Source organism: Pseudomonas sp. ADAK21 (assembly GCF_012935735.1).
GTDB lineage: Bacteria > Pseudomonadota > Gammaproteobacteria > Pseudomonadales > Pseudomonadaceae > Aquipseudomonas > Aquipseudomonas proteolytica.
Window position 1 is genome coordinate 3,877,415 of the sequence record NZ_CP052857.1, and the last position, 21,676, is coordinate 3,899,090.

At 58.3% G+C, this 21,676-nt stretch carries 20 protein-coding genes and 1 tRNA gene; 16 read left to right on the top strand and 5 right to left on the bottom strand.

Annotated elements, in window-relative coordinates; genetic code table 11:
• Positions 1–11: 11 nt before the first annotated feature.
• From HKK57_RS17615 to HKK57_RS17670, 12 genes are all read left to right on the top strand, one after another.
• Positions 12–827, top strand: a complete 816-nt coding sequence (locus HKK57_RS17615; RefSeq protein WP_070995136.1) for a substrate-binding periplasmic protein — start codon at positions 12–14, stop codon at positions 825–827.
• A gap of 9 nt (positions 828–836) precedes the next feature.
• Positions 837–1,193: a DUF4398 domain-containing protein gene (locus HKK57_RS17620; protein ID WP_029299652.1), complete on the top strand. Its 357-nt coding sequence runs from the start codon at positions 837–839 to the stop codon at positions 1,191–1,193.
• Positions 1,190–1,993, top strand: coding sequence for an OmpA family protein (locus tag HKK57_RS17625; RefSeq protein WP_029299651.1), 804 nt, complete (start codon positions 1,190–1,192; stop codon positions 1,991–1,993). Before HKK57_RS17620 ends, HKK57_RS17625 begins: the two co-directional genes overlap by 4 nt.
• 305 nt (positions 1,994–2,298) lie before the next feature.
• Entirely contained in the window at positions 2,299–3,738 is a 1,440-nt protein-coding gene (locus tag HKK57_RS17630; RefSeq protein WP_029299649.1) for an aminotransferase-like domain-containing protein, read from the top strand.
• 104 nt (positions 3,739–3,842) lie between these two features.
• Positions 3,843–4,331, top strand: coding sequence for a hypothetical protein (locus HKK57_RS17635; protein ID WP_029299647.1), 489 nt, complete (start codon positions 3,843–3,845; stop codon positions 4,329–4,331).
• Between the two features lie 161 nt (positions 4,332–4,492).
• Positions 4,493–4,747 carry a YkgJ family cysteine cluster protein gene (locus tag HKK57_RS17640; protein WP_029299645.1) on the top strand — a complete coding sequence of 85 codons (255 nt, stop codon included), beginning with the start codon at positions 4,493–4,495 and terminating at the stop codon, positions 4,745–4,747.
• A 41-nt stretch (positions 4,748–4,788) separates the two neighbouring features.
• Positions 4,789–5,397, top strand: coding sequence for an START domain-containing protein (locus HKK57_RS17645; protein ID WP_070995139.1), 609 nt, complete (start codon positions 4,789–4,791; stop codon positions 5,395–5,397).
• Positions 5,398–5,499: 102 nt separating this feature from the next.
• Complete coding sequence (locus HKK57_RS17650) at positions 5,500–5,736, top strand: hypothetical protein (RefSeq protein WP_029299643.1); 237 nt, start codon at positions 5,500–5,502, stop codon at positions 5,734–5,736.
• A gap of 211 nt (positions 5,737–5,947) precedes the next feature.
• A complete protein-coding gene (locus HKK57_RS17655; protein ID WP_029299641.1) occupies positions 5,948–6,289 on the top strand; it encodes a ribonuclease E inhibitor RraB in 342 nt (113 codons plus the stop codon).
• 462 nt (positions 6,290–6,751) lie between these two features.
• Entirely contained in the window at positions 6,752–8,161 is a 1,410-nt protein-coding gene (locus HKK57_RS17660) for a circularly permuted type 2 ATP-grasp protein (protein ID WP_133714980.1), read from the top strand.
• Between the two features lie 4 nt (positions 8,162–8,165).
• Complete coding sequence (locus HKK57_RS17665) at positions 8,166–9,116, top strand: alpha-E domain-containing protein (protein ID WP_029299637.1); 951 nt, start codon at positions 8,166–8,168, stop codon at positions 9,114–9,116.
• Positions 9,113–9,916 (top strand): transglutaminase family protein, encoded by an 804-nt coding sequence (locus tag HKK57_RS17670; RefSeq protein ID WP_029299635.1) that lies wholly within the window; start codon positions 9,113–9,115, stop codon positions 9,914–9,916. The genes HKK57_RS17665 and HKK57_RS17670 overlap by 4 nt, the downstream gene beginning before the upstream one ends.
• A gap of 75 nt (positions 9,917–9,991) precedes the next feature.
• On the opposite strand, the gene HKK57_RS17675 is transcribed toward HKK57_RS17670, so the two are convergent.
• Complete coding sequence (locus tag HKK57_RS17675) at positions 9,992–10,801, bottom strand: c-type cytochrome (RefSeq protein WP_169390492.1); 810 nt, start codon at positions 10,799–10,801, stop codon at positions 9,992–9,994.
• Positions 10,802–11,488: 687 nt separating this feature from the next.
• On the opposite strand from HKK57_RS17675, the gene HKK57_RS17680 reads away from it, so the two are divergent.
• From HKK57_RS17680 to HKK57_RS17690, 3 genes are all read left to right on the top strand, one after another.
• The gene (locus HKK57_RS17680; RefSeq protein ID WP_154906780.1) at positions 11,489–12,694 is read left to right on the top strand and encodes an acetyl-CoA C-acetyltransferase; all 1,206 of its coding nucleotides are present in this window, start codon (positions 11,489–11,491) and stop codon (positions 12,692–12,694) included.
• A gap of 16 nt (positions 12,695–12,710) precedes the next feature.
• The gene (locus HKK57_RS17685) at positions 12,711–14,855 is read left to right on the top strand and encodes a 3-hydroxyacyl-CoA dehydrogenase NAD-binding domain-containing protein (RefSeq protein ID WP_154906781.1); all 2,145 of its coding nucleotides are present in this window, start codon (positions 12,711–12,713) and stop codon (positions 14,853–14,855) included.
• Positions 14,856–15,042: 187 nt separating this feature from the next.
• On the top strand, positions 15,043–15,765 hold the full coding sequence (locus HKK57_RS17690; RefSeq protein ID WP_154906782.1) for an amidotransferase: 723 nt from the start codon (positions 15,043–15,045) through the stop codon (positions 15,763–15,765).
• A gap of 24 nt (positions 15,766–15,789) precedes the next feature.
• Here the strand turns inward: HKK57_RS17690 and HKK57_RS17695 are convergent, their stop codons facing one another.
• From HKK57_RS17695 to HKK57_RS17705, 3 genes are all read right to left on the bottom strand, one after another.
• Positions 15,790–16,761, bottom strand: coding sequence for a magnesium and cobalt transport protein CorA (locus tag HKK57_RS17695; RefSeq protein WP_029299625.1), 972 nt, complete (start codon positions 16,759–16,761; stop codon positions 15,790–15,792).
• 90 nt (positions 16,762–16,851) lie between these two features.
• Positions 16,852–17,574 carry a 1-acylglycerol-3-phosphate O-acyltransferase gene (locus tag HKK57_RS17700; RefSeq protein WP_169390493.1) on the bottom strand — a complete coding sequence of 241 codons (723 nt, stop codon included), beginning with the start codon at positions 17,572–17,574 and terminating at the stop codon, positions 16,852–16,854.
• A gap of 216 nt (positions 17,575–17,790) precedes the next feature.
• Entirely contained in the window at positions 17,791–18,480 is a 690-nt protein-coding gene (locus HKK57_RS17705) for a crotonase/enoyl-CoA hydratase family protein (RefSeq protein WP_029299621.1), read from the bottom strand.
• A 333-nt stretch (positions 18,481–18,813) separates the two neighbouring features.
• Here HKK57_RS17705 and HKK57_RS17710 point away from each other — a divergent pair.
• A tRNA-Ser gene (locus HKK57_RS17710) sits at positions 18,814–18,903 on the top strand.
• Between the two features lie 219 nt (positions 18,904–19,122).
• Here the strand turns inward: HKK57_RS17710 and HKK57_RS17715 are convergent.
• Positions 19,123–20,139: a hypothetical protein gene (locus HKK57_RS17715; RefSeq protein ID WP_169390494.1), complete on the bottom strand. Its 1,017-nt coding sequence runs from the start codon at positions 20,137–20,139 to the stop codon at positions 19,123–19,125.
• Positions 20,140–21,676 lie beyond the last annotated feature (1,537 nt).

The following is a 21,676-nucleotide window of genomic DNA, read 5'->3' on the forward strand; positions in this document are numbered from 1 at the left end:
GGAACCACGCCATGGAACTGCGTCGCTGGACTGTACTGCTGGGCCTGTCACTGCTGCCGACCTTGTCTATCGCAGCCGGCAAATGCGAGCGCCTGGTGGTGACCGGCAGCCCGGATGCGCCGCCCTATCTGTGGCGTGATCCGCAAGACCCCACCCACCTGATCGGCGCCAATGCCGATGTGTTGCAACAAGTGGCCAAGGAATTGGGGCTGAAAGTCGACCTGCTGTATGGCGGCAAGCGCTCCCTGGCCCTTGAGGAAGTACGCAGCGGGCGCATGGACATGCTGGTCGATGCGCCGTTGAGTGTCAGCGAACTGGAGACCCTGGACTACATCCATCCGGCACTGATACAGGCCGATTACCGGGTGTGGACCCGCATCGACTCGCCCCTGGTCTATAGCAGTGCAGCAGACCTGCATGGCCACAAGGGCGCGGTCTCGGAGCGGGCGCGCCTGTCCCCGGAATTTGAAGCCTTTGCCAGTGAACACCTGACCCTGGAACGCCTGCCAACCGTGACCCCGGCCTTGCAGAAGCTGCTGCTTGGCGAAGTGGACTACGTGCTGGCTGGACGATACTCCGGCATGGCCATGGCCCAGACCTTGGGCATGAGCAAAGACCTGCTGGCCCGTGAACTGCCGATTGATCAGCCGGGGTTGTTCCTGGCGATTTCCCACAACTCGGCCTGCAATGATCCGTGGTTGCGCGGACAGCTCGCCAAAAAGATGACAGAATTGGCCGCGTCCGGTCTGACGGAAGCCGCGTTGCAGCGCAATATCGAACGCTGGAAGACGCAGTTGCAGCAACCCGTCGGTACCCCAACAAAGTAGGGATTTTTAGTGACTATTCGACCTCTTTTCGCCGCCCTCGCCGTAGTAACGCTGGCGGGCTGTGCCGCAGATCCTGCGCCGAATGAGCAAATGCGCCTGACCCAGCAAGCCCTGGAGCAAGCCGCCGCCGTGGGGGCCGTCGCTGACGACGTGCCTGAGTTGAAACTCGCCGAGACGAAGCTGGCCCAGGCCAAGGCCGACATGGCTGACGAATCCTACAAGGACGCCCGCATGCAGGCTGAACAGGCCGAACTCGACGCCCGCCTGGCCGAGGCGCGGGTACTGACGCAAAAGAGTCAGGAACAGTTGAATGTCCTCAACACCCGTATCACCCGCCTGCGCAAGCAGCTGGGAGATGCCCAATGAACCGCCTGACATATGGGCTGCTATTGAGCAGCTTGGTGCTGGCAGGCTGTGCCAGCCATCCCAATAGCGACACCGTGTTGCAGCAGGCGGGCAGTGACTTCCAGAAGGTCAAGGAAGACTCCAATGTATTGCGCATTGCGCCCAAGGACGTGATCCGCGCCGGTGAGTCCCTGGCCCGCGCCGACCGTCTGTCCAGCTACTGGGGCAGCGGTGGCGACGTCGTGCATTACGCCTACCTGAGCCAGCGCTACAGCGCCATCGCCCGGGAGCATACCGAGCTGGTGCTCAACGAAGAACGTGCGGCCAAGCTCGAGCTGGAACGTCAACGCCTGCAACTGGCGCTGCGCGAGGCCAAGTTGTTGAGCGTGCAGCAGCAGGGCAAGTGGCTGGAGGAGCAGATCGCCAGCCTGACCACCACCCAGACCGATCGTGGCCTGGTAATGACCTTGGGCGACGTACTGTTCGACACCGGCCAGGCGGAGCTGAAAAACTCTGCCAACCGTACAGTGCTGAAGATCGTGCAATTCCTGCAACTGAACCCCAAGCGGGTGGTGCGGATCGAGGGCTATACCGACAGTACCGGCGGCGAGCAGGAAAACCTCAAACTGTCCCGTGACCGTGCACAGGCCGTGGCGGACGTACTGGTCGACCTGGGGATTGATGAAAAACGCATCCAGGTGGAAGGCTATGGCGATCAGTACCCGGTGGAAGCGAATGCCTCCGAGCGTGGTCGTGCGCAGAACCGGCGTGTGGAAATCGTCTTCTCCGATGACAAGGGCCAACTCGGCGCTGCGCGCTAACCCAGGGCGCGTGCGGTCGATGTGGGAGCTGGCTTGCCTGCGATAGCATGGGCGCGGTACATCTGAACACTCGCATCGCCAGCATCGCAGGCAAGCCAGCGCCTACAGGGTATGTGGCGCGCCCGCTATAGAACCCGATCCTTGATCGGGCTTTTCATGCCCGCAATCCAGTTCTCAACCCATACAGTTTTTTCTATCACTGCCGCTCGTCCTCGACTATTGTGGCAACTGTCCCCGTACACTTCTAAACTGTGCCGGTATGTTTCACACAAAAATAAAATACCCGTGAAATCGAGTGCTGCGTCATGACCAATCTCTTGCTTTACCAACGTATCGCTCAGCAGTTGGCTGAGGATATCCGGCGCGGTGTCTATCAACCGGGTGAGCGCGTGCCATCGGTGCGCAAGATGAGCTCCCAGCTCAATGTCAGTCATGCCACAGTGTTACAGGCCTACGCCAACCTTGAAGACCAGGGCTTGATCCGTGCGCGGCCGCAGTCCGGGTATTACGTGCACCAGACACCGGCCCTGACCGCCCCGACGCCGGATATCGCCCGGGTCGAGCGCCCCGGCCTGGTCACTCGCAGTAGTATCATCCAGCAGGTCCTGGTGGAATCCCGTCGCGAAGGGGTGTTCCCGCTGGGGGCCGCTGTGCCCAGTGTCGATTACCTGCCGGTGCGGGCGCTGCACCAGCAACTGGCCAAGGTCACGCGCTTCCAGAGCCCACGGGCGTTCAGCTATATGTTCAGCCCGGGGTTCGAGCCGCTGCGGCGCCAGGTCGCTATCCGTATGCGCGATGCCGGGGTGGTGGTCGATCCGTCCGAAGTGGTGATCACCCACGGGTGTGTCGATGCATTGCAGATGTCCTTGCGGGTGCTGACCCGCCCCGGCGACCTGATCGCCGCTGAATCACCGACCTACTACGGGCTGCTGCAACTGGCCGACTTGCTTGGCCTCAAAGTCATCGAGATTCCCAGCGACCCGGCCACCGGCATGAGTCTGGAGGCCCTGCAATTGGCGGCCAACCAATGGTCGATCAAGGCCCTGGTGTTGACCACCCGCCTGAGCAACCCCCTGGGCGGCACCATGCCCGAAGAACGGCAGAAACAACTGCTGCGCCTGGCCTCTGACTTCGATATCCAGATCGTCGAAGACGATATCTACGGCGAGTTGATGTTCGAACTGGGCCGCACCAAAGCCCTCAAGGCCTATGACCGCCTGGATCGGGTGATCTACTGCTCCAGTTTCTCCAAGACCCTGTCCCCGGGCGTGCGTATCGGCTGGATGATTGCCGGCAAATACCAGCAGGAGATCCAGCGCCTGCAGATGTTCAGCACGCATTCGGCGTGCAGCGTCACGCAGATGGGGGTGGCGGCGTACCTGGAGAACGGCGGTTACGACCGCCACCTGCGCTACATTCGCCAGGAGTACCGCAAGAATCTCAGTGCCTTCCAGTTGGCGGTGCAGCAGTATTTCCCGGAAGGCACGCAGATGAGCCGGCCGACGGGCGGCTTTATCCTGTGGGTCAGCCTGCCGGGCAGGGTCAATACCCAGGAGCTACACGTGCGCGCCTTGCAGCAGGGCATCAGCATTGCGCCGGGGCTGATCTTCAGCAATACCGAACAGTTCAACCACTGTATTCGGCTCAATTGCGGCACGCCGTGGAATCGCGAGGCGGAGCGCGCCCTGATGACCCTGGGCATGCTGGCCAACCAGTTATGCCAAGAGGCTGCGGGTGGTTTTTGAAGCGCCAAAACGGGGCATGAACGGTAGCTGGCTAATCACCGCGCTTGTCATGCCGCGCTCAACAAGCGAGCATATGGCCTTCTGCCGTTAATGCTGTTGGCGATATGACCTCTATTTTTCCTGCCGCGCTGTTGATCTGTCTGGCGAGCCTGTGCAGCACCACGTCTGTACTGGCAGCGCCTGCCAGTGCGCCAGTGGTGCTGGCAGCCGCCGAACAAAAGCCGACGCCGGCTAAAAAAACGGTCCAGGCAAAACAAGCCGCCGCGGCCAAAAAAGCGGCGAAGGTGAAGAAGCGCGCACCCATCGCGAGCAAGTCCAAGTCGGCGCGTGAAGTAGCGCAGACCCAGCTGCCACCAGCGCGTTTGGACCTCAGCCTACCCCAGGAAATGGTGCGGCATTTGCAACCCCTCGGCACCATGCCGCAACCCAAGAACGTCCCTTTGTTACCGCCCATGTTCGATGAGAAACCGGTGGATAACAGCGCATTCCAGATCAACGGGCGCTTGCTGAGCAACGAAATGCAACTGCAAATGCGCAATGAAGAGCGGCGCGATGTGGAAGGCGCGGCTCTGGATTTTGAGTTCAAGAATTAATCTTGCCTGCCAAAGTGACCTGATCCCCTGACCTTCTGTCGCAGACTGGTCAGTCACTTTTGTTTTCTGCGAAAAACCCCTGTTAGACCATTTTAAAACGGATGTTTTAGGGCGTACTCTAGCCCGGCCATCAACACTTTGTCGTCGAGGACCTGCTGGTCATGAAATGCCGTGAAGGCTGTGGCGCCTGCTGTATAGCCCCTTCCATCAGTTCGCCGTTGCCCGGTATGCCCAATGGCAAACCCGCGGGCGAACGCTGCCTGCATCTGTCGGTCGAACAGCTGTGCCAATTGTTTGGCCTGCCTGAACGGCCCGCGGTGTGCGGTGCCTTCGCGGCGGATCTTGAGGTCTGTGGTACTAGCCAGGAAGAAGCGATCAGGTTGATCGGCTGGTGGGAGCAGATGACGGCGGCGTAGTGGGCTTTAATGTCAGAACTTCAACAATAAGGAATACAACAATGGGTTCGCTGAAACGAATGGCTGTGTTGTGCGGTTTTACAGTGTTGTTTGCGGCTGCTGCACAGGCAGAAGAGTGGCAGGTTGCCAAGGACGAGGAAGGTATCAAGGTTGCCTTGAGTGAAGTGGCCGGGTCCAAATACAAGGCTTATCGCGGCGTGACTGTGATCAAGGCGCCATTGGCCAAGATCAAGGCCCTGCAGGACGATGTGGTCGGTGCCTGTAAGTGGATTCACGAATGCAAGTCGCAGAAGCTGCTCAAGAAGGAAGGCGACAAGAGCTGGACCTACACCCAATTCAAAGCCCCGTTCCCAGTCACCGATCGTGACTCGATCCTGGAAATCACCACGACCCAGGCGGCCGACGGCAGCGTGACCCGCAAGTTGCTGGAAGTGCCCACCTATCTGCCGGAAGAGAAAGGCTATGTGCGTGTGGCCCAGGTCGAAGGCTTCTGGAAACTGGTGCCCAAAGGCGCCGACCAGACTGAAGTGACCTACCAGGTCCACACCGAGCCTGGTGGCAGCGTGCCGTCCTGGTTGGCCAACAAGTTCGTGGTTGAAGCGCCCTTCAATACCTTGAAAGCCCTCAAGGAAAGCGCCGAGAAGCCTTAAGCGCAGCCGAGCAGTGCCTCCAGCCTTGAGTGGAACGATCATCGCGCCCTCAAGGTCCAGATAGATGTGAGCCCATCCATGGGCTTTATCGAGGAGGCACTGATGCAAAACTGGCAAGTTACCTTCGTTGATGATCACGGTGTGCAGTCCGTAGAGCAGTTCAGCTGCGCCCAGAAGCCCAGCCTCGAAGACGCCGCACAGATGATTCGCGCCAAATTGCTGCCCATCCCCGCTCAACTGGACCTCAACGACCTGGACGGCCGGATCGCCGAGCCGACGGTCAAAAGCCTGAAGGACCAGAACAGTATCCAGATCCTCGACATTTCTCCCGCCCCCTGAACATTCCCTGTACGTCGTTAAAGCGCTGCTGGTGGAGCTGATAGCTTCGCGCTACTCTGCAAGAGAGATCAGCGAATGAATCGCTAAGGTCTGGTCTTGTCAGCTACATGCTTGTTTTCCTGCGGTGATGTCATTGCCGTCCACCTGCGCCGTTCACGCGCAGGCCCTGGGAAGCACGGAAAGTCTATCCATCGGTTGAGGAGGACGTTTCATGAGCACAGCCTATCAAGAAGACATCAGCACCCACGTGTTACGCCGCATGAAAGAGGGCGGCTTTGACTTCTCGCGTTTCCACCCCATCGAGTTCTACGCCATTTTCCCGGATGAGGAACGTGCGCGCCGGGCTGCGGGTCGGTTTCGTGGGGAGTCCATCAATGCCCAGGTCAGCGCACGGGATGACGGTGCCTGGTTCCTGGAATTGAGCAAGGTCATGTTCGCCACCTATGACGGTATCGGTGATTTCGAGCAGGACTTTGAGGCGGTAGTCGAGCCCTTGGGCGGGATTATCGAAGGGTGGGGCGTCAAGCACGAGGTTCGTGGGTTACCCATGTAGACACATGATCAATAACGTAGCGTATCGGCTGACCCTTGGGTCGGCCGATTTTGTTTGTGGCGGTGCAAAGTGCCGGGAACTAAATATGAAAAAACCGGCACAAAAAAAAGGCCACCGGAGCAGGGTGGCCAAAAGGGAAGATCGGTGAGAAGGGGAACCGATCAGTATTTGCACAGGCAAATTACCGACGGTGCTGTGGAGATGCTGTAGGACGAATCCTGTTCAGCGAATGTGGGTGATTATCCGCAGGCATTCCCCGGCAGTGAAATCAACTCTGACTATGCTGGTGATAGGCAATGCCTGCGTCTCTATGAAGCGTGCGGGGCGAGGCCCGGGCATTTGCTGCACCAGGACGGTGCGGTACTGCCTTTGACTATATCCAACTGATTGATACTTAAGTGTTTATGCCGCTGGCACGGGCCTTGCGACAGTCCGTTGCGTCCGGGTGACAAGGAGTTCGGCATGATCCGCACTTATTACGATGAAATGTACGATGAGGCCGGCCAGGTCCGGCCTCACTATCGCGAGTTCGCCCGTTGGCTGGCTGAAACCCCGCCCGAACTGCTGGCCCAGCGCCGGCGTGAAGCCGATTTGCTGTTTCACCGCGCCGGTATCACCTTCACCCTGTACGGCGACGAGCAGGGCACCGAGCGCCTGATTCCCTTCGATACCATCCCGCGCAGCATTCCCGCCAGCGAATGGAGAGTGGTCGAACGCGGCTGCATTCAGCGGGTCAAGGCATTGAACCTGTTCCTTGCCGACCTGTATCACGACCAACGGATTATCAAGGCTGGGATCATTCCGGCCGAGCAAGTACTGGCCAACGAGCAATACCAACTGGCGATGCAGGGCCTGGATTTGCACCGTGATATCTATTCCCACGTTTCGGGGGTCGATCTCGTACGGGATGGCGACGGCAGCTACTACGTGCTGGAAGACAACCTGCGCACCCCCAGCGGTGTGAGTTACATGCTCGAAGACCGCAAGATGATGATGCGCCTGTTTCCCGAACTGTTCGCTGCCCAGCGCATCGCCCCGATCGATCATTACCCCAACCTGTTGCTCGACACCTTGAAAAGCGCCAGTCCGCTGGAGAACCCCAGCGTGGTCGTGCTGACGCCCGGGCGATTCAACAGCGCGTTTTTCGAACATGCCTTCCTCGCCCGTGAAATGGGCGTGGAACTGGTGGAAGGCGCCGATCTGTTCGTGCGTGACGACTGCGTGTTCATGCGTACCACTGACGGTCCCAAGGCGGTGGACGTGATCTACCGTCGCCTCGACGATGCCTACCTCGACCCGCTGGCCTTCAACCCGGAGTCGATGCTCGGCGTGCCGGGGCTGTTGGCCGCCTACCGTTCGGGCAACGTGGTGCTGGCCAATGCCATTGGCACCGGGGTAGCGGATGACAAGTCGGTGTATCCCTTCGTCACCGACATGATCCGTTTTTACCTGGATGAAGAGCCGATCCTCAAGAACGTTCCGACGTTCCAATGCCGCAAGCCTGACGAGCTTTCCCATGTGCTGGCGAATCTGCCGGAGTTGGTGGTCAAGGAAACCCAAGGTTCCGGTGGCTACGGCATGCTGGTCGGCCCGGCCGCCACGGCCGCCGAGATCGAAGCCTTCCGTGCGCGGATCAAAGCCAAGCCCCATGCCTACATCGCCCAACCGACCCTGTGCCTGTCGACGTGCCCGACCTTTGTCGAAAACGGCATTGCGCCCCGGCATATCGACCTGCGGCCGTTCGTCCTGTCTGGCAAGGAAACCCGCGTAGTACCGGGGGGGCTGACCCGTGTGGCGCTGCGCGAAGGCTCGCTGGTGGTCAACTCGTCCCAGGGCGGCGGCACCAAAGACACCTGGGTGGTCGAGGAATAAAACCATGTTGAGCAGAACTGCCTCGGATTTGTATTGGATGTCACGCTATCTGGAGCGCGCGGAAAACCTCGCGCGCATGCTGGATGTCAGCTATTCGCTGTCACTGATGCCCCAGGATGGGCGCGGCGATGGCTTGCACGAACTGGCCATGCCCCTGCTGATCACCGGCACCCTGGACGACTACCGCGAGCGTCACGGCGAGTTACACGCCGAGCGCCTGCTGCATTTCTTCGCCCTGGACGCCGCCAACCCGGCGAGTATCTACAGTTGCCTGGGGGCGGCCCGCGCCAGTGCCCATGCCGTGCGTGGGCGGATTACCGCGGACATGTGGGAAAACATCAACGCCACCTGGCTGGATATTCGCGTCATCGCCCAGGAAGGCCTGAGCCGTTATGGCATGAGCCGTTTCTGCGAGTGGGTCAAGGAACGTTCCCACCTGTTTCGCGGCGCGACCTACGGCACCATCATGCGCAACGACGCCTTTCGTTTTATTCGCCTTGGCACCTTTATCGAAAGGGCCGACAACACCCTGCGCCTGTTGGACGCCCGCTACGAGATGGCCGGGGACCAGGCCGAAGTGGTGATTGATGGCACCGCCCATGCCTATTACCAATGGAGTGCGCTGCTGCGCGCCTTGTCGTCCTTCGAGGCCTACACCGAGATCTACCGTGATGCGCCCGGTGCTCGCCAGGTGGCCGAACTGTTACTGCTGCGCGCCGACGTGCCGCGTTCTTTGCGCGCGTGCAGTGAAGAAATCGACCAGATTCTCGCCAGCCTGCCTGGCATCAATGGCCGCCCGGCCCAGCGCCTGGCTGCCGAGATGGACGCACGCCTGCGCTTTACGGCCATTGACGAAATCCTCGAGGAAGGCCTGCACGCCTGGCTGACCGATTTCATCCCACTGGTACGCCAGTTGGGTAACGCCATTCATCATTCCTACCTGGAGGCGGCATGAGACTTTCCATCAGCCACGAAACCACCTACCGCTACGAAGACCAGGTGCGCGCCAGCATCCAATATTTGCGCCTGACGCCTCACGACAGCGAGCGCCAGCATGTACTCAGTTGGCAGCTCGATTTGCCGCGTCCGGTGCGGGCCCAGTTGGACCCGTTCGGCAATATCCTGCATGTGCTGACCATGGATGAGCCCCATGAATCGATCATCATCGGTGCTCGCGGCCAGGTGGATATTGACGAGTGGCGCGAGGCCGAACATGACAGCCAATCGCCATTTCCCTACCAGCGTGCCACGCGCCTGACCGAACCGGACGAGGCCCTGCGCGCCTTTGCCCAACAGCACTGCGGCAAGCGCCGGGATCGCAATGCACTGATCGACCTGATGCACGCCCTCAACCAGCACATCGTCTATGTGCCGGGAGCTACGCAAGTGGAGACCTGTGCGGCCGAGGCGTTCGCCGGGCGTGCGGGTGTCTGCCAGGACCACGCCCACGCCTTCCTGGCCTGCGCCCGCAGCCTGGGGATCGCTACGCGGTATGTGTCGGGGTATTTGTACAGCGAGGACAGCGAGCACCTGGCCAGCCATGCCTGGGCTGAAGCCTGGCTGGATGACGCCTGGTACAGCTTCGATGTGACCAACCAACTGGCCCGCCCGGAGCGCCATTTGAAACTGGCCGTGGGCCTGGATTACCTCGACGCCTGCCCGGTGCGCGGCATGCGGCGTGGCGGCGGGCATGAGCAGATGCACGCGCGGGTATTCGTGGCGCCGACCCCGGTGATCCTGGTGCAGCAGCAATAACCCATCACACCCTATGTAGGAGCCGGCTTGCCGGCGATAAGGCCCGAAAGATCGCCATCGCCGGCAAGCCGGTTCCTACAAGGCCGCGCCGGTTTTGCGAGCGGCCATATGCTTCAAATACCCCACCAGCAGGTCCAGTTCGGCATCAGGCAACACGCTGGCGGCAAACGCCGGCATCTTCGCCTGCGGCCAATGCCTCAGGCTCTGGGGATCGCGGATGTAGCGTTTGAGGAAGTCGCTACCGAAGTACTCGGTCGGGCTGTAGGGCATATTCAGGTCCGGCCCTACCTGCGCGTCCCCCGCGCCATTTAGACGATGGCAGGCCAGGCAGTTTTTCTGAAACAGGGCGAACCCCTGGTTGATCGGATCATCCGCCGCCAGAGCCGGGTCGGGCAGCAGCGCCGGGAAGCGTTCGGCAACGGTTTTCAGTTGTTTGATCGTCGAGATCTGGAAGGGCCATTGTTCCGAGCTGATCCCGCTCGCCTGGGGCTGGGTCCACACCAGATAGAACGGCCCGGCGCTGGGCTTGCCATTGGCCAAGGGTGGCCAGGGCCGGGCCGGATCTTCAACCGCCAGCCACGCCTGCGCGCCGCTTTGCGCAAGCAGCGGCGCGGCGGCCAGTTCGGCGGCAAAACCATCGAGCGCCACCGCCTGCACATGGTTCTGCACGGTCAGGCCCGGTAAGAGTGCGGCCATCGGTACGGCGCGATAGGTCATATTGCGCTTGTAGGAAACGTCATCGACGATCTGCACGGTCTGGGCAGCCGGATGCTTGAGCAGCTCGGCGGTGTGCCAGTTGGTGCGGCTGTGATCCAGCTCGATGGTTAACTCGGCGGCGCTGGCGGGGCCGGCCAGGACCATTAGTAGGACAATGATTTGTTTCAAGGCGCAGCCCATGTGGCAATGGCGATACGGGCTACGATAGCGGAAAACCGCCGCTCAACTGTATGCAAAAAAAGACAGCCCCAGCCACGGGAACGCTTTACGCGGTTGCCCGGGCGGTGCTGCCAAAGGCTGCAATGTCGAGGTGTGACCTGCCCGTTCAGCCAATGATCTTGGTGAGATTGGGCAAAATCAGAATCAGAGTAGTGGCGAAGAGAATTAGCCCCGCCTGGCGAACTTTCGATTGTTTGAACATGGCTGACTGCCTTTTGTTGTTATTCCTGAGCGTCAAATGCGCCGATGCAAGCACCATCCATTCGTTACGTTAAGCCGACTAGATGGCATTTTTCTTACAGCTGCTCCAGCAAGACCCGGCAGCAGCTTCATACACTTCTTGCTGATTCAACCTTAGAGCCCATGTGCGGCGTGGCTTAGATCGCTTTCATATCAAGTTATATTTAAATCCTTTTAAAAGGGTATGAGGCATATAGCCATCTTCGCGCCAGGCCCTTGGCTAGACAGCTAAAACGATTAACCCGGTGTTTCCGATAGTCCGCTACCGTTCGTCTGAGCGCGGTCGTCAAGGTCAATGAGCGCATTGGTCATTGAATCTGCCCTCGTGGCGCTTAAGGTAAGGGCACGGTCGGCTCTCGCCTTGAGAGCTCCATTGCACAGTGGTTCGAGGACGTCATGACCCAAGCTTTGATCTTTGATGCGATACGCACGCCCCGGGGCAAAGGCAAGGCCGATGGCGCGTTGCATAGCGTCAAGCCGGTGAACCTGGTGGCCGGCTTGCTCACTGCGCTGCAGCAGCGCAGCGACCTGGATACCCGCCAAGTGGATGACATCGTGCTTGGCTGCGTTACGCCCGTTGGGGACCAGGGTGCGGATATCGCCAAGACCGCCGCGCTGGTGGCTGATTGGGATGTGAGCGTCGCCGGTGTACAGGTCAACCGCTTCTGCGCGTCGGGCCTGGAGGCGGTCAACCTCGGCGCGATGAAGGTGCGCTCCGGCTTCGAGGATCTGGTGGTGGTGGGCGGTGTCGAGTCCATGTCGCGCGTGCCCATGGGCAGCGACGGCGGGGCGTGGGTGTTGGACCCGCAGACCAATATGCACAGCCACTTCACACCCCAGGGGATTGGCGCCGACCTGATCGCCACCCTGGAGGGTTTCACCCGCGAGGATGTCGATGCTTATGCCTTGCACTCCCAGCAGAAAGCGGCGCGGGCCAGATCAGACGGTTCCTTCAAGAAATCCCTGGTCCCAGTGCAGGACCAGAACGGTATCGTGCTGCTGGATCACGACGAATTCATCCGTGGCGATTCGACCCTCGAAGGGTTGGGCAAGCTCAAGCCCAGCTTCGAAATGATGGGCCAGATGGGCTTCGATGCCACTGCCCTGCGGGTCTACAGCCATGTCGAGCGCATCCACCATGTGCACACACCGGGTAACAGCTCCGGAATTGTCGATGGCGCGGCCTTGATGTTGATCGGCTCCGAAGCCCGGGGCCGCGAACTGGGCCTGCAACCGCGGGCGCGCATTGTCGCCACGGCGGTGACCAGCACCGACCCGACCATCATGCTCACCGGCCCAGCGCCCGCCACCCGCAAGGCCCTGGCCAAGGCCGGCCTGCGAGTCGAGGACATTGACCTATTTGAAGTCAATGAGGCCTTTGCCTCGGTGGTGCTCAAGTTCATCAAGGACATGGGCATCGACGCCGCCCGCGTCAACGTCAATGGCGGTTCGATTGCCATGGGCCACCCGCTGGGGGCCACGGGCTGCGCGATCCTCGGCACCTTGCTCGATGAACTGGAGGCGCGCCAGCAGCGCTACGGCCTGGCCACGCTCTGTGTGGGCGGCGGCATGGGTATCGCCACCATTATCGAACGCCTCTGAGCCTAAGGAATCTGTCATGACCGATGCCATTCGTTACGAAAAAGGCCAGGACCAGATCGTGGTGCTGACCCTCGACATGCCTGGCCAGAGTGCCAACACCATGAACGCGGCCTACCGCGAGGCCATGGCCGACACTGTTGCGCGGCTGGAGGCTGATAAGGATGAGATCGCCGGGGTCATCATCACCTCGGCGAAAAAAACCTTCTTTGCCGGCGGCGACCTCAATGAACTGATCAAAGTCGACAAGCCGCACGCCAAGGCGTTCTACGACATGGTCCTGGGCCTGAAGGCGCAATTGCGCAGCCTGGAAACCCTCGGCAAACCGGTGGTGGCCGCGATCAACGGCGCAGCCCTCGGCGGTGGCTGGGAGCTGTGCCTGGCGTGCCAGCATCGGGTGGCGCTGGATCATCCTGGCGTACAGATCGGCTTGCCGGAAGTGACCCTCGGCCTGCTGCCGGGCGGCGGCGGCGTAGTGCGCATGGTGCGCATGCTGGGCCTGGAGAAGGCCTTGCCGTATTTGCTCGAAGGCAAGAAGGTCAGCGCGCAAAAGGCTTTGCAAGCGGGCTTGATCGACGAGTTGGCGGCAGACCGGGATGAGCTGCTGGCCAAATCGCGGGCCTGGATCCTGGCCAATCCTGCGGCCAGGCAACCTTGGGATATCAAGGGCCACCAGATCCCCGGCGGCACGCCGTCCAACCCAAAAGTTGCGCAGATGCTTGCCATTGCACCGTCGATCCTGCGCAGCAAAACCAATGGTTGCTTCCCAGCGCCGGAGAAAATCCTCTGTGCTGCCGTGGAAGGCGCCCAAGTGGACTTCGATACAGCGCACCTGATCGAGACCCGCTACTTCACCGAACTCACCACCGGCCAGGTGGCGAAGAACATGATCGGCACCTTCTGGTTCCAGCTTAACCAGATCAACGCCGGAGGCTCACGGCCTGCGGGGTTTGCGCCGTATGTCACGCGCAAGGTCGGCATCCTCGGTGCCGGCATGATGGGCGCAGGGATTGCCTACACCAGCGCATCGGCGGGGGTGGACGTGGTGCTCAAGGATGTGACGCTGGCGGCGGCAGAGAAGGGCAAGGCCCATTCGGCGGCGCTACTGGACAAGAAAGTCAGCCGTGGGCAACTGACGGCTGAGCAGCGCGACAGCACCCTGGCGCGGATCCATCCGACAGACAGCGACGCCGACCTGGCCGGTTGCGACCTGATCATCGAAGCGGTATTCGAAGACCGCGACCTCAAGGCCAAGGTCTCGGCGGCGGCCCAGCGTGTGGTAGGGGGCGAGGCGGTGATTGCTTCCAATACCTCCACCTTGCCCATCAGCGGCCTGGCGAGCGCGGTGCCTGATCAAGGCAAGTTTATTGGCCTGCACTTCTTCAGCCCGGTGGAAAAAATGCCCCTGGTGGAAATCATCAAGGGCGCCAATACCAGCGATGAAACCCTGGCCCGCGGTTTTGATTTCGTACTGCAAATCAAGAAAACCCCGATTGTGGTGAATGACAGCCGTGGCTTCTTCACCTCGCGGGTGTTTGGTACTTTCACCAACGAAGGCATCACCTTGCTTGGCGAAGGCGTGGCTGCGCCGATGATCGAGACTGAAGCGCGCAAGGCCGGGATGCCGATTGGCCCGCTGGCAATCTCTGACGAAGTTTCCCTCAGCCTGATGAGCCATATCCGCCAGCAGACAGCCAAGGATCTGCAGGCCGAAGGCAAGGCACTGCCCGAGCATCCGGCCTTTGCGGTGATCGACCTGTTGCTCAATGAGTACAAGCGCCCAGGCAAGGCGGCGGGTGGTGGCTTCTACGAGTACCCCAGTGGTGGCCAGAAATACCTGTGGCCGGAGCTCAAGGTGCGCTTTGAAAAACCCGGCCAGCAGATTTCGGCGCAAGACGTTCGCGACCGCCTGCTGTTTATCCAGGCTATCGAAACGGTGCGGTGTGTGGAGGAGGGCGTATTGATGTCCACCGCCGATGCCAACATCGGTTCGATCTTCGGCATCGGCTTTGCCGCCTGGACCGGCGGGGCGTTGCAGTTTATCAACCAGTACGGGCTGAACGACTTCGTGGCGCGGGCGCGTTACCTGGCCGAGCAATACGGCGAGCGGTTCAACCCGCCGGCCTTGCTGCTGGAAAAGGCCGCCCAAGGCACCACGTTCTAGCCACACACCGATCCCCCGTAGGAGCCGGCTTGCCGGCGATGGCGATCTTGAATTCCACGTTGAACTCAAGGGCCTCATCGCCGGCAAGCCGGTTCCTACAGGGCGTGGGTGGGGCTTGCCTTGAAAGGGTATTTCAGGGCAGGCTGATGGGTGTGCGTTATTCCCATCACCGTGTCAGGTATTTTTTATGTCGCTACGCGTCTGCATTCTGGAAACCGATATCCTGCGTCCGGAACTGGTCGATCAATATCAAGGTTACGGGCAGATGTTCCAGCGCCTGTTTTCACAGCAGCCGATTGCCGCCGAGTTCATCGTCTACAACGTGATGCAAGGTGACTACCCGGCTGACAGCCAGGTTTTCGACGCCTACCTGGTGACGGGCAGCAAGGCGGATTCCTTCGCCACCGACCCGTGGATCGAAACCCTCAAGGCCTACCTGTTGAACCGCTACGAGCGGGGCGACAAGCTGCTCGGCATCTGCTTCGGCCATCAACTGCTGGCGCTGCTGCTGGGCGGCAAGAGCGAGCGCGCGAGCCAGGGTTGGGGCGTGGGCACCCACAACTATCAACTGGCCGCCAAGGCCCCGTGGATGAGCCCGGTGGTGGAAGAACTGACCCTGTTGATCAGCCATCAGGACCAGGTCACGGCCTTGCCGGAAAACGCCACGGTGATTGCCTCCAGCGATTTCTGCCCGTTTGCCGCTTATCACATCAATGACCAGGTGCTGTGCTTCCAGGGGCATCCGGAGTTTATCCACGACTACTCCCGGGCCCTGCTCGATATTCGCCAGCTCAACCTTGGCGAGCAGATCTATCAGCAAGGCGTCGCCAGCCTTGCCCGCGACCACCACGGCGTCACCGTGGCGGAATGGATGATGCGCTTTGTGGCCCACAAGCCGCAGGTTGCCTGACCCTGGCCGGCCGGGGTGGGCAGGCTACAGCCACCCCGAACGCTTGAAGCTGGCCCACAACCCTGTGCACCCCACCGCGATAAATCCCAATACCGCAAAGTAGCCGTAGTGCCATTGCAGCTCCGGCATGTTCTGGAAGTTCATCCCATAGATCCCGGCGACTGCCGTGGGGAACGCGAGGATCGCCGCCCAGGCCGCAAACTTGCGCTGCACCACGCTCTGGCGCGAGGCTTCGAGCAGCACGCCGATCTCGATAGTCTGGCTGGCGATGTCGCGCAGGGTCGAAAGGTCTTCCATCTGCCGTGTGACGTGGATCTCTACGTCACGGAAGTACGGGCGCATGTTCTTGTCGATAAACGGGAAGCTCAGCTTCTGCAGTTCCTCGCTGATCTCTACCATCGGCGCCACGTGCCGGCGCAGCCGCAGTACGTCACGGCGCAGGCCGTGCAGGTTCTGGATATCGCGCTCATTGAGGGAGTTGCACAACACGTTGTGCTCCAGCGCATCGATCTCGGCGTGAATCGCCTCGCTCACGGGCTGGTAGTTTTCGGTGACAAAATCCAACAGCGCATAGAGTACGAAATCTTCCCCGTGCTCCAGCAAGAGCGGCCGTGCCTCACAGCGCTGGCGCACATAGCCGTAGGACGCCGAGTGGCCGTTGCGGGCGGTGATGATATAGCCGTTGCCGGCGAAGATATGGGTCTCGATAAACTCCAGCTTGCCCTCGTGGCGCACCGGCGAGTAGGTCACGATAAACAGCGCGTCGCCAAAGGTTTCCAGCTTCGGCCGGCTGTGTTTTTCCAGGGCGTCTTCGATGGCCAGTTCATGCAGGTTGAACTGGCGTTGCAGGTTGGCCAGCTCCTGGGCGTCGGGCTCTTCCAGGCCGATCCACACAAAGTGGCCGGGCTTGGCCGCCCAGGCGGCGCCTTCATCGAGGGTGATATCCCTGACTTTTTTCCCGGCGCTATAGACGGCCGCCGCAACAACTCTACCCATAATGCTGATCGCTTCTTTACAAGTGGCAGTAACCGGCCAGCTTAGCCTGAAACACCACATTGTAGGAGCCGGCTTGCCAGCTCCTGCGGTTCAGCGGTTTTGCAGTTCTTGATCCATGGCTTCAATACACTCGACCATCTGCCCCCGGCACTTCTCCATCAGCCTGGGCATGTCATCCATCGTCAAACCAGTCGTAGGAATTGGCGCCAATGACCGGATCAAAATATCGCCACTGTTCCAGCGATTGAGCTTCATCTGCTTCACATAGGTACTGACGCACACCGGCACAATCGGCACCCCGGCGGCAATCGCCATCTGGAACGCGCCCTTCTTGAACGGCAACAAAGATTCACCCAGGTTGCGGGTGCCCTCCGGAAACACCCAGATCGACGTGTCCTCGTGTTGCAGGGTATGAGTGGTGGACAACATCGACCTTCGCGCCTTCTGGGCATTGCCACGGTCAATCAACACATTGCCCGCCAGCCAGAACAGTTGCCCGAACAGCGGCACCCACTTCAGGCTTTTTTTGCCGATACACACGGTGCGGTAGGGCACTACGTTGCCGAACACGAACAAATCGTAGTTGGACTGGTGGTTGGCAATAATCACGCAGCTGCTGGGCTTGTTGCGCAGCGAGTCCACTTGCGCCTTGACCCGCAGCCGCAGGATCCACATGGCCGGCAGTGCATAGAGGCGCGCGCACAGGCGGCTGTTATCCGGGTTGAACGGCCGGCACACACCCAGCAACACCCCCAGAACACCAGCGATCAGAAAATGCAGGCCCATCAATAACATGCGTAAAAAATAGAGCATCGACACGGACCATCGGGACAAAAGGTGGCGCAGTGTACGGACGTGCACTGTATTCGGCAATTACCCCTGTAGAGGTAGGAGATGGGCGATGTTTAAGTACATGTTTCAACAGATTGAGACAGATGCCATCTAGAGCGGTTGCGAGGCAATTCTGAATGGCACGTAAGAAAAAGCCCGACACGTGGTCGGGCTTTATTTGATACAGGCGTGGGTGACTCAGCCCAGATGTTCCTGGTCCTGGATGATCGCGTTATCCAGCAGGTCCAACAGGCCTTTACGCACCTTCAGCTTGGTGTGCTTGTGAGCGTTCATATTGATCTTCTTCAACTGCCGCGCTGCTTCCAGGGCCGCCGCGTGCAACTCCTCTGGCGCTACCACCTTGTCGAGGAAACCGGCATTCAATGCCTCCTGCGGGGTGAACATCTCGGCATTGATCACCGAACGATTAAACGCCGACTTACGCAGGCGATCACGTGCCAATTCAATGCCAGCGTGGTGCATGGTCATGCCGATCATGACTTCATTCAGGCCAATGCTAAATGGCCCCTCGACACCAATCCGGTAATCGGCCGACAACAACAGGAACGCCCCCTTGGCCACCGCATGCCCTGGGCACGCCACAATCACCGGGAAGGGGTGCGACAACAGACGGCGCGCCAGGGTCGAGCCCGACGTCACCAGGCTGACCGCTTCTTTAGGGCCGGCCGTCATCACCTTCAAATCATAACCACCGGACAGAATCCCCGGCGTACCGGTGATGATCACCACCGCGCGATCCTTCTCGGCCTGGTCCAGCGCTTCATTAAACGCACTGACCACGGCAGGGGAAATGGCATTGACCTTACCGTTGCTCAAGGTCAGGGTCGCGATACCGTCTTCGAGGTGGTAGGCAATCAACTCACTCATGACGCGATTCCTTGTAATACGTTTAATAGAAGGGCAGGCCGCAGACGTTACCCAGCATGACCGCCCCGGTAAAGCGCCGTGACTGACTGGCCAGTCAGCCTTTTCCCCACCCGCCGGCCTGGAGCAGGCCACGACAGCGCTCGCCAGCCACTCTGCATGCCTGTCGACAGGCCTTGAGAATGGCACAATCGTCACCCTTCACCCCCTACCAGAGGCGCGTGGGCCGAGATAACTGTCTAAGCGCATGAAAATTCTGAAAAAAACCTTTGCCATCGGAAAAGCTTTCGACTACATTAGCGCGCCTCGACAGACTGAATCAGTTTGACGAGATACGGTGAAGTGTCCGAGTGGCTTAAGGAGCACGCCTGGAAAGTGTGTATACAGGAAACTGTATCGAGAGTTCGAATCTCTCCTTCACCGCCACATTTTACAAACACGAACCCCTGGTTTTCTTCAAGAAAACCGGGGGTTTGTGGTTTCTGGCGTTCGAAAAATGGCCATATGGGACAAGTCTGGGACAGACTGGGGAGGCTTCACTACGAACATACCCTTCCGCGCCGGCCGGTCTGCCATTCACTGGGTCAATGGCGGGCGTTAGACAGAAAATAAATCTGTCCCCTTACCCCCCTTACCCCCAGAGTGCTAGGGCTTCTGTGCGACAATCCATGGTGTAGCAGACTCGTGAGAAAAATTACGTTCAATGACTAGTCCGTTCATATTTACAATGGCGTACCCTCCTGTTGCATCGATATAGTCGATTTCGTTTTCGTATATCTTGTCAACAGATCGCTTATCACCGGCGAAGTGTAGGATCGTCAATATGTAGCTTTTGACATATCTAAACGCACATATGGCTTGGATTGTAGTGGTACCTATGGAGCGTTGGCGTCGAAAACTTCCGTCCTGCGAACGCCCTATTATGGTTTCACTTGCATTGCTAAGTTGATTGTATATCTCACGAATACCAAGTTTTGCAGAAATCCAGTAGATTTCGTTCGCAGCTGTCATGTACCAATTAAGGGTTTCATCTGGATTGCGGTCAAGAAGTACTTCATTAAGTCCGAGTCTTATGAGGTCAACCTTCTCAATTAGTAATGATATTAATTCGTTATTTATTTCAGGGGTTCCATTTTCCGGCGTTCCTTCAAATAAGAGGCCGTGCAACTTTGGATTTACTTGGTACTTGACTTCAAATGTATCGAGAAAAGTAACGTCTCCGATTTTTTCAAAATATGCAAAAAACTCCTTTCGGTGGGAGTAGAACGCGTCTAGGTTGTTTTTTTGTTTTGCGATCAATATCTGTCGAGCAGTTTGTTCTGTGGAGTGAAATCTTGCAACAATCACTCCAAGAGGTATTGATAGTGAAAGAAGTGCTATGGGGAGGGTGCTTATTGCAATGAAATTTTTGAAACCTTCTGCGGAAATGGATATGTCATACCCTGACCATGAAACGAATCCAAAAGTTATAAAGTATGCAGCCGGAGTGCAAATGCTCAGCCAGAATAAAGGTTGTTTTGCTAATCCAATGTCAGGATTGAGGGTGAGGTGTTTGAAAGCTTCGGTCAGTTGAAATTGTTTTTTGTTGAAAATGGATGAGATAACCAGTGTTGTGAATATTGCTGGGGCAATGATCAAGATGATTAATTTTAATAGGTTCATTTTGTTGTTGTCTCTGCTGATGCGTTCTGTTTTTTTAAGAGTATTAACGTTGTGTTTTGCTAAAGCAACTTAGAATTCGTTTGCGACAAGAAACTATTCATACACTTCTCGTGTGAGTTTCCGTACTCCGCGAATTGGTTGAGTATGTATACCCCCCCCCTATACGATGGTGTCAATATGGCATTGCTTTGCGCTGGAGTGAAGGGCTTCGGCATGCGTCGTACCAAGGCAGCAATCGGACCCAGGGATGTTCTGGTTTGGTTTTCATTTTTGTGTGTATACCAATACCCCTCCTTGAGAGCTGGGTGTGTACATCGTGGAGCTTTTCGGGGGCTTTGGGTATGGAGAGGTTCTCTGCTTCGCCCGATGAGCTGTATGCATGACCTGTTTATCTGCTGCAGGACCGTACCCGTTCGCGAACAGAGAAGTGACTGATAGACCAATTGTCAAAAATGACGCTGACGAAAATCAACCCGCGAATAAAAAGAAAGACGAAAAAGCACTTATCCCCCTCCCGCCGACGGGCTTTGTGTCCCTTTTTTGTGCAAACGGGTAGTGGGGTGCAAACGGTGCCCCAGCTCAAGCCCGCTGCGGGCTCTGGGGGAGGTTTCGCAATTGCACAGAGTGCAAGGCTTTGCAAAAAAGTGCAGTGGCCTTGCATATGCGCCACAAGGCGGTAGGGGAGTGGTAACGCAGACGAGGTGCCCGGTTTACGGGGGCTATGGCTGTGAAAACCTGCTGGAGGCGGTGTTTTCGTTTTCGGAACCGTTCATATTAGGGCTCGACCAGTCGTGGTTTCCAGCATTCTGCGGCATTGCACAGCATCACCATCAACTTCAGGCTGTCAGTACCAATCCAGAGCGTGTGGAAAAAAACGCCGAAACGATGGGCGCATAGCTATTTTCCAGGCGAGGGGTGGGAAAAGGGTTATTTTAGTAATCGGTAGGTAAGAATGGGCTATAGCCCTTATAGAACGGGGGTTTAAACCATTACCTTGGAGGTAATATAAGGTAACGAGGGAGGTAATATTTTGTTCAAGTCCCTATTTTACTGGGTTTGGCGGCTCACTTGCATTACTAGCTCTGAAAGTAATTCTCTAACCACTTACTTACCTTATTATTACTTTTATAAAACTATATCAAATACTTGACTTTATTGGTTTTTATTCAATTCTTAGCAGCTCATTACCCAAATTACCTTTTACCCATGGCTCAACATAAATCGTTCAAAACGCCTGTTGTGACCGTTTTCTGCAACCTAGTGCATTTAAGCCATGGGACTGCCATGGGACAGATCCTGTGCGCACCACCAGGCTGCAGCCCTTATAAACCCGGGGGCTTGGTTTCGAAAACCGCGAACGGGTAGTTTCGAATCTCTCCTTCACCGCCACATTCTACAAACACAAACCCCCGGTTTTCTTCAAGAAAGCCGGGGGTTTGTGGTTTCTGGCATCTGGAAAAAGGCGATACGGGGCAGATGACTGGTTTTCCATGTCTGCGAACGGTTCCCCACCCCATTGGCCAGCCGGTCTTTTTGA

Bases quoted from the DNA above. Each gene is read 5' to 3' on its own strand.
- HKK57_RS17615 (WP_070995136.1), top strand. From the start codon at position 12: ATGGAACTGCGTCGCTGGACTGTACTGCTGGGCCTGTCACTGCTGCCG.
- HKK57_RS17625 (WP_029299651.1), top strand. From the start codon at position 1,190: ATGAACCGCCTGACATATGGGCTGCTATTGAGCAGCTTGGTGCTGGCA.
- HKK57_RS17630 (WP_029299649.1), top strand. From the start codon at position 2,299: ATGACCAATCTCTTGCTTTACCAACGTATCGCTCAGCAGTTGGCTGAG.
- HKK57_RS17635 (WP_029299647.1), top strand. From the start codon at position 3,843: ATGACCTCTATTTTTCCTGCCGCGCTGTTGATCTGTCTGGCGAGCCTG.
- HKK57_RS17640 (WP_029299645.1), top strand. From the start codon at position 4,493: ATGAAATGCCGTGAAGGCTGTGGCGCCTGCTGTATAGCCCCTTCCATC.
- HKK57_RS17645 (WP_070995139.1), top strand. From the start codon at position 4,789: ATGGGTTCGCTGAAACGAATGGCTGTGTTGTGCGGTTTTACAGTGTTG.
- HKK57_RS17650 (WP_029299643.1), top strand. From the start codon at position 5,500: ATGCAAAACTGGCAAGTTACCTTCGTTGATGATCACGGTGTGCAGTCC.
- HKK57_RS17655 (WP_029299641.1), top strand. From the start codon at position 5,948: ATGAGCACAGCCTATCAAGAAGACATCAGCACCCACGTGTTACGCCGC.
- HKK57_RS17660 (WP_133714980.1), top strand. From the start codon at position 6,752: ATGATCCGCACTTATTACGATGAAATGTACGATGAGGCCGGCCAGGTC.
- HKK57_RS17665 (WP_029299637.1), top strand. From the start codon at position 8,166: ATGTTGAGCAGAACTGCCTCGGATTTGTATTGGATGTCACGCTATCTG.
- HKK57_RS17670 (WP_029299635.1), top strand. From the start codon at position 9,113: ATGAGACTTTCCATCAGCCACGAAACCACCTACCGCTACGAAGACCAG.
- HKK57_RS17680 (WP_154906780.1), top strand. From the start codon at position 11,489: ATGACCCAAGCTTTGATCTTTGATGCGATACGCACGCCCCGGGGCAAA.
- HKK57_RS17685 (WP_154906781.1), top strand. From the start codon at position 12,711: ATGACCGATGCCATTCGTTACGAAAAAGGCCAGGACCAGATCGTGGTG.
- HKK57_RS17690 (WP_154906782.1), top strand. From the start codon at position 15,043: ATGTCGCTACGCGTCTGCATTCTGGAAACCGATATCCTGCGTCCGGAA.
- HKK57_RS17695 (WP_029299625.1), bottom strand. From the start codon at position 16,761: ATGGGTAGAGTTGTTGCGGCGGCCGTCTATAGCGCCGGGAAAAAAGTC.
- HKK57_RS17700 (WP_169390493.1), bottom strand. From the start codon at position 17,574: ATGCTCTATTTTTTACGCATGTTATTGATGGGCCTGCATTTTCTGATC.
- HKK57_RS17705 (WP_029299621.1), bottom strand. From the start codon at position 18,480: ATGAGTGAGTTGATTGCCTACCACCTCGAAGACGGTATCGCGACCCTG.
- HKK57_RS17715 (WP_169390494.1), bottom strand. From the start codon at position 20,139: ATGAACCTATTAAAATTAATCATCTTGATCATTGCCCCAGCAATATTC.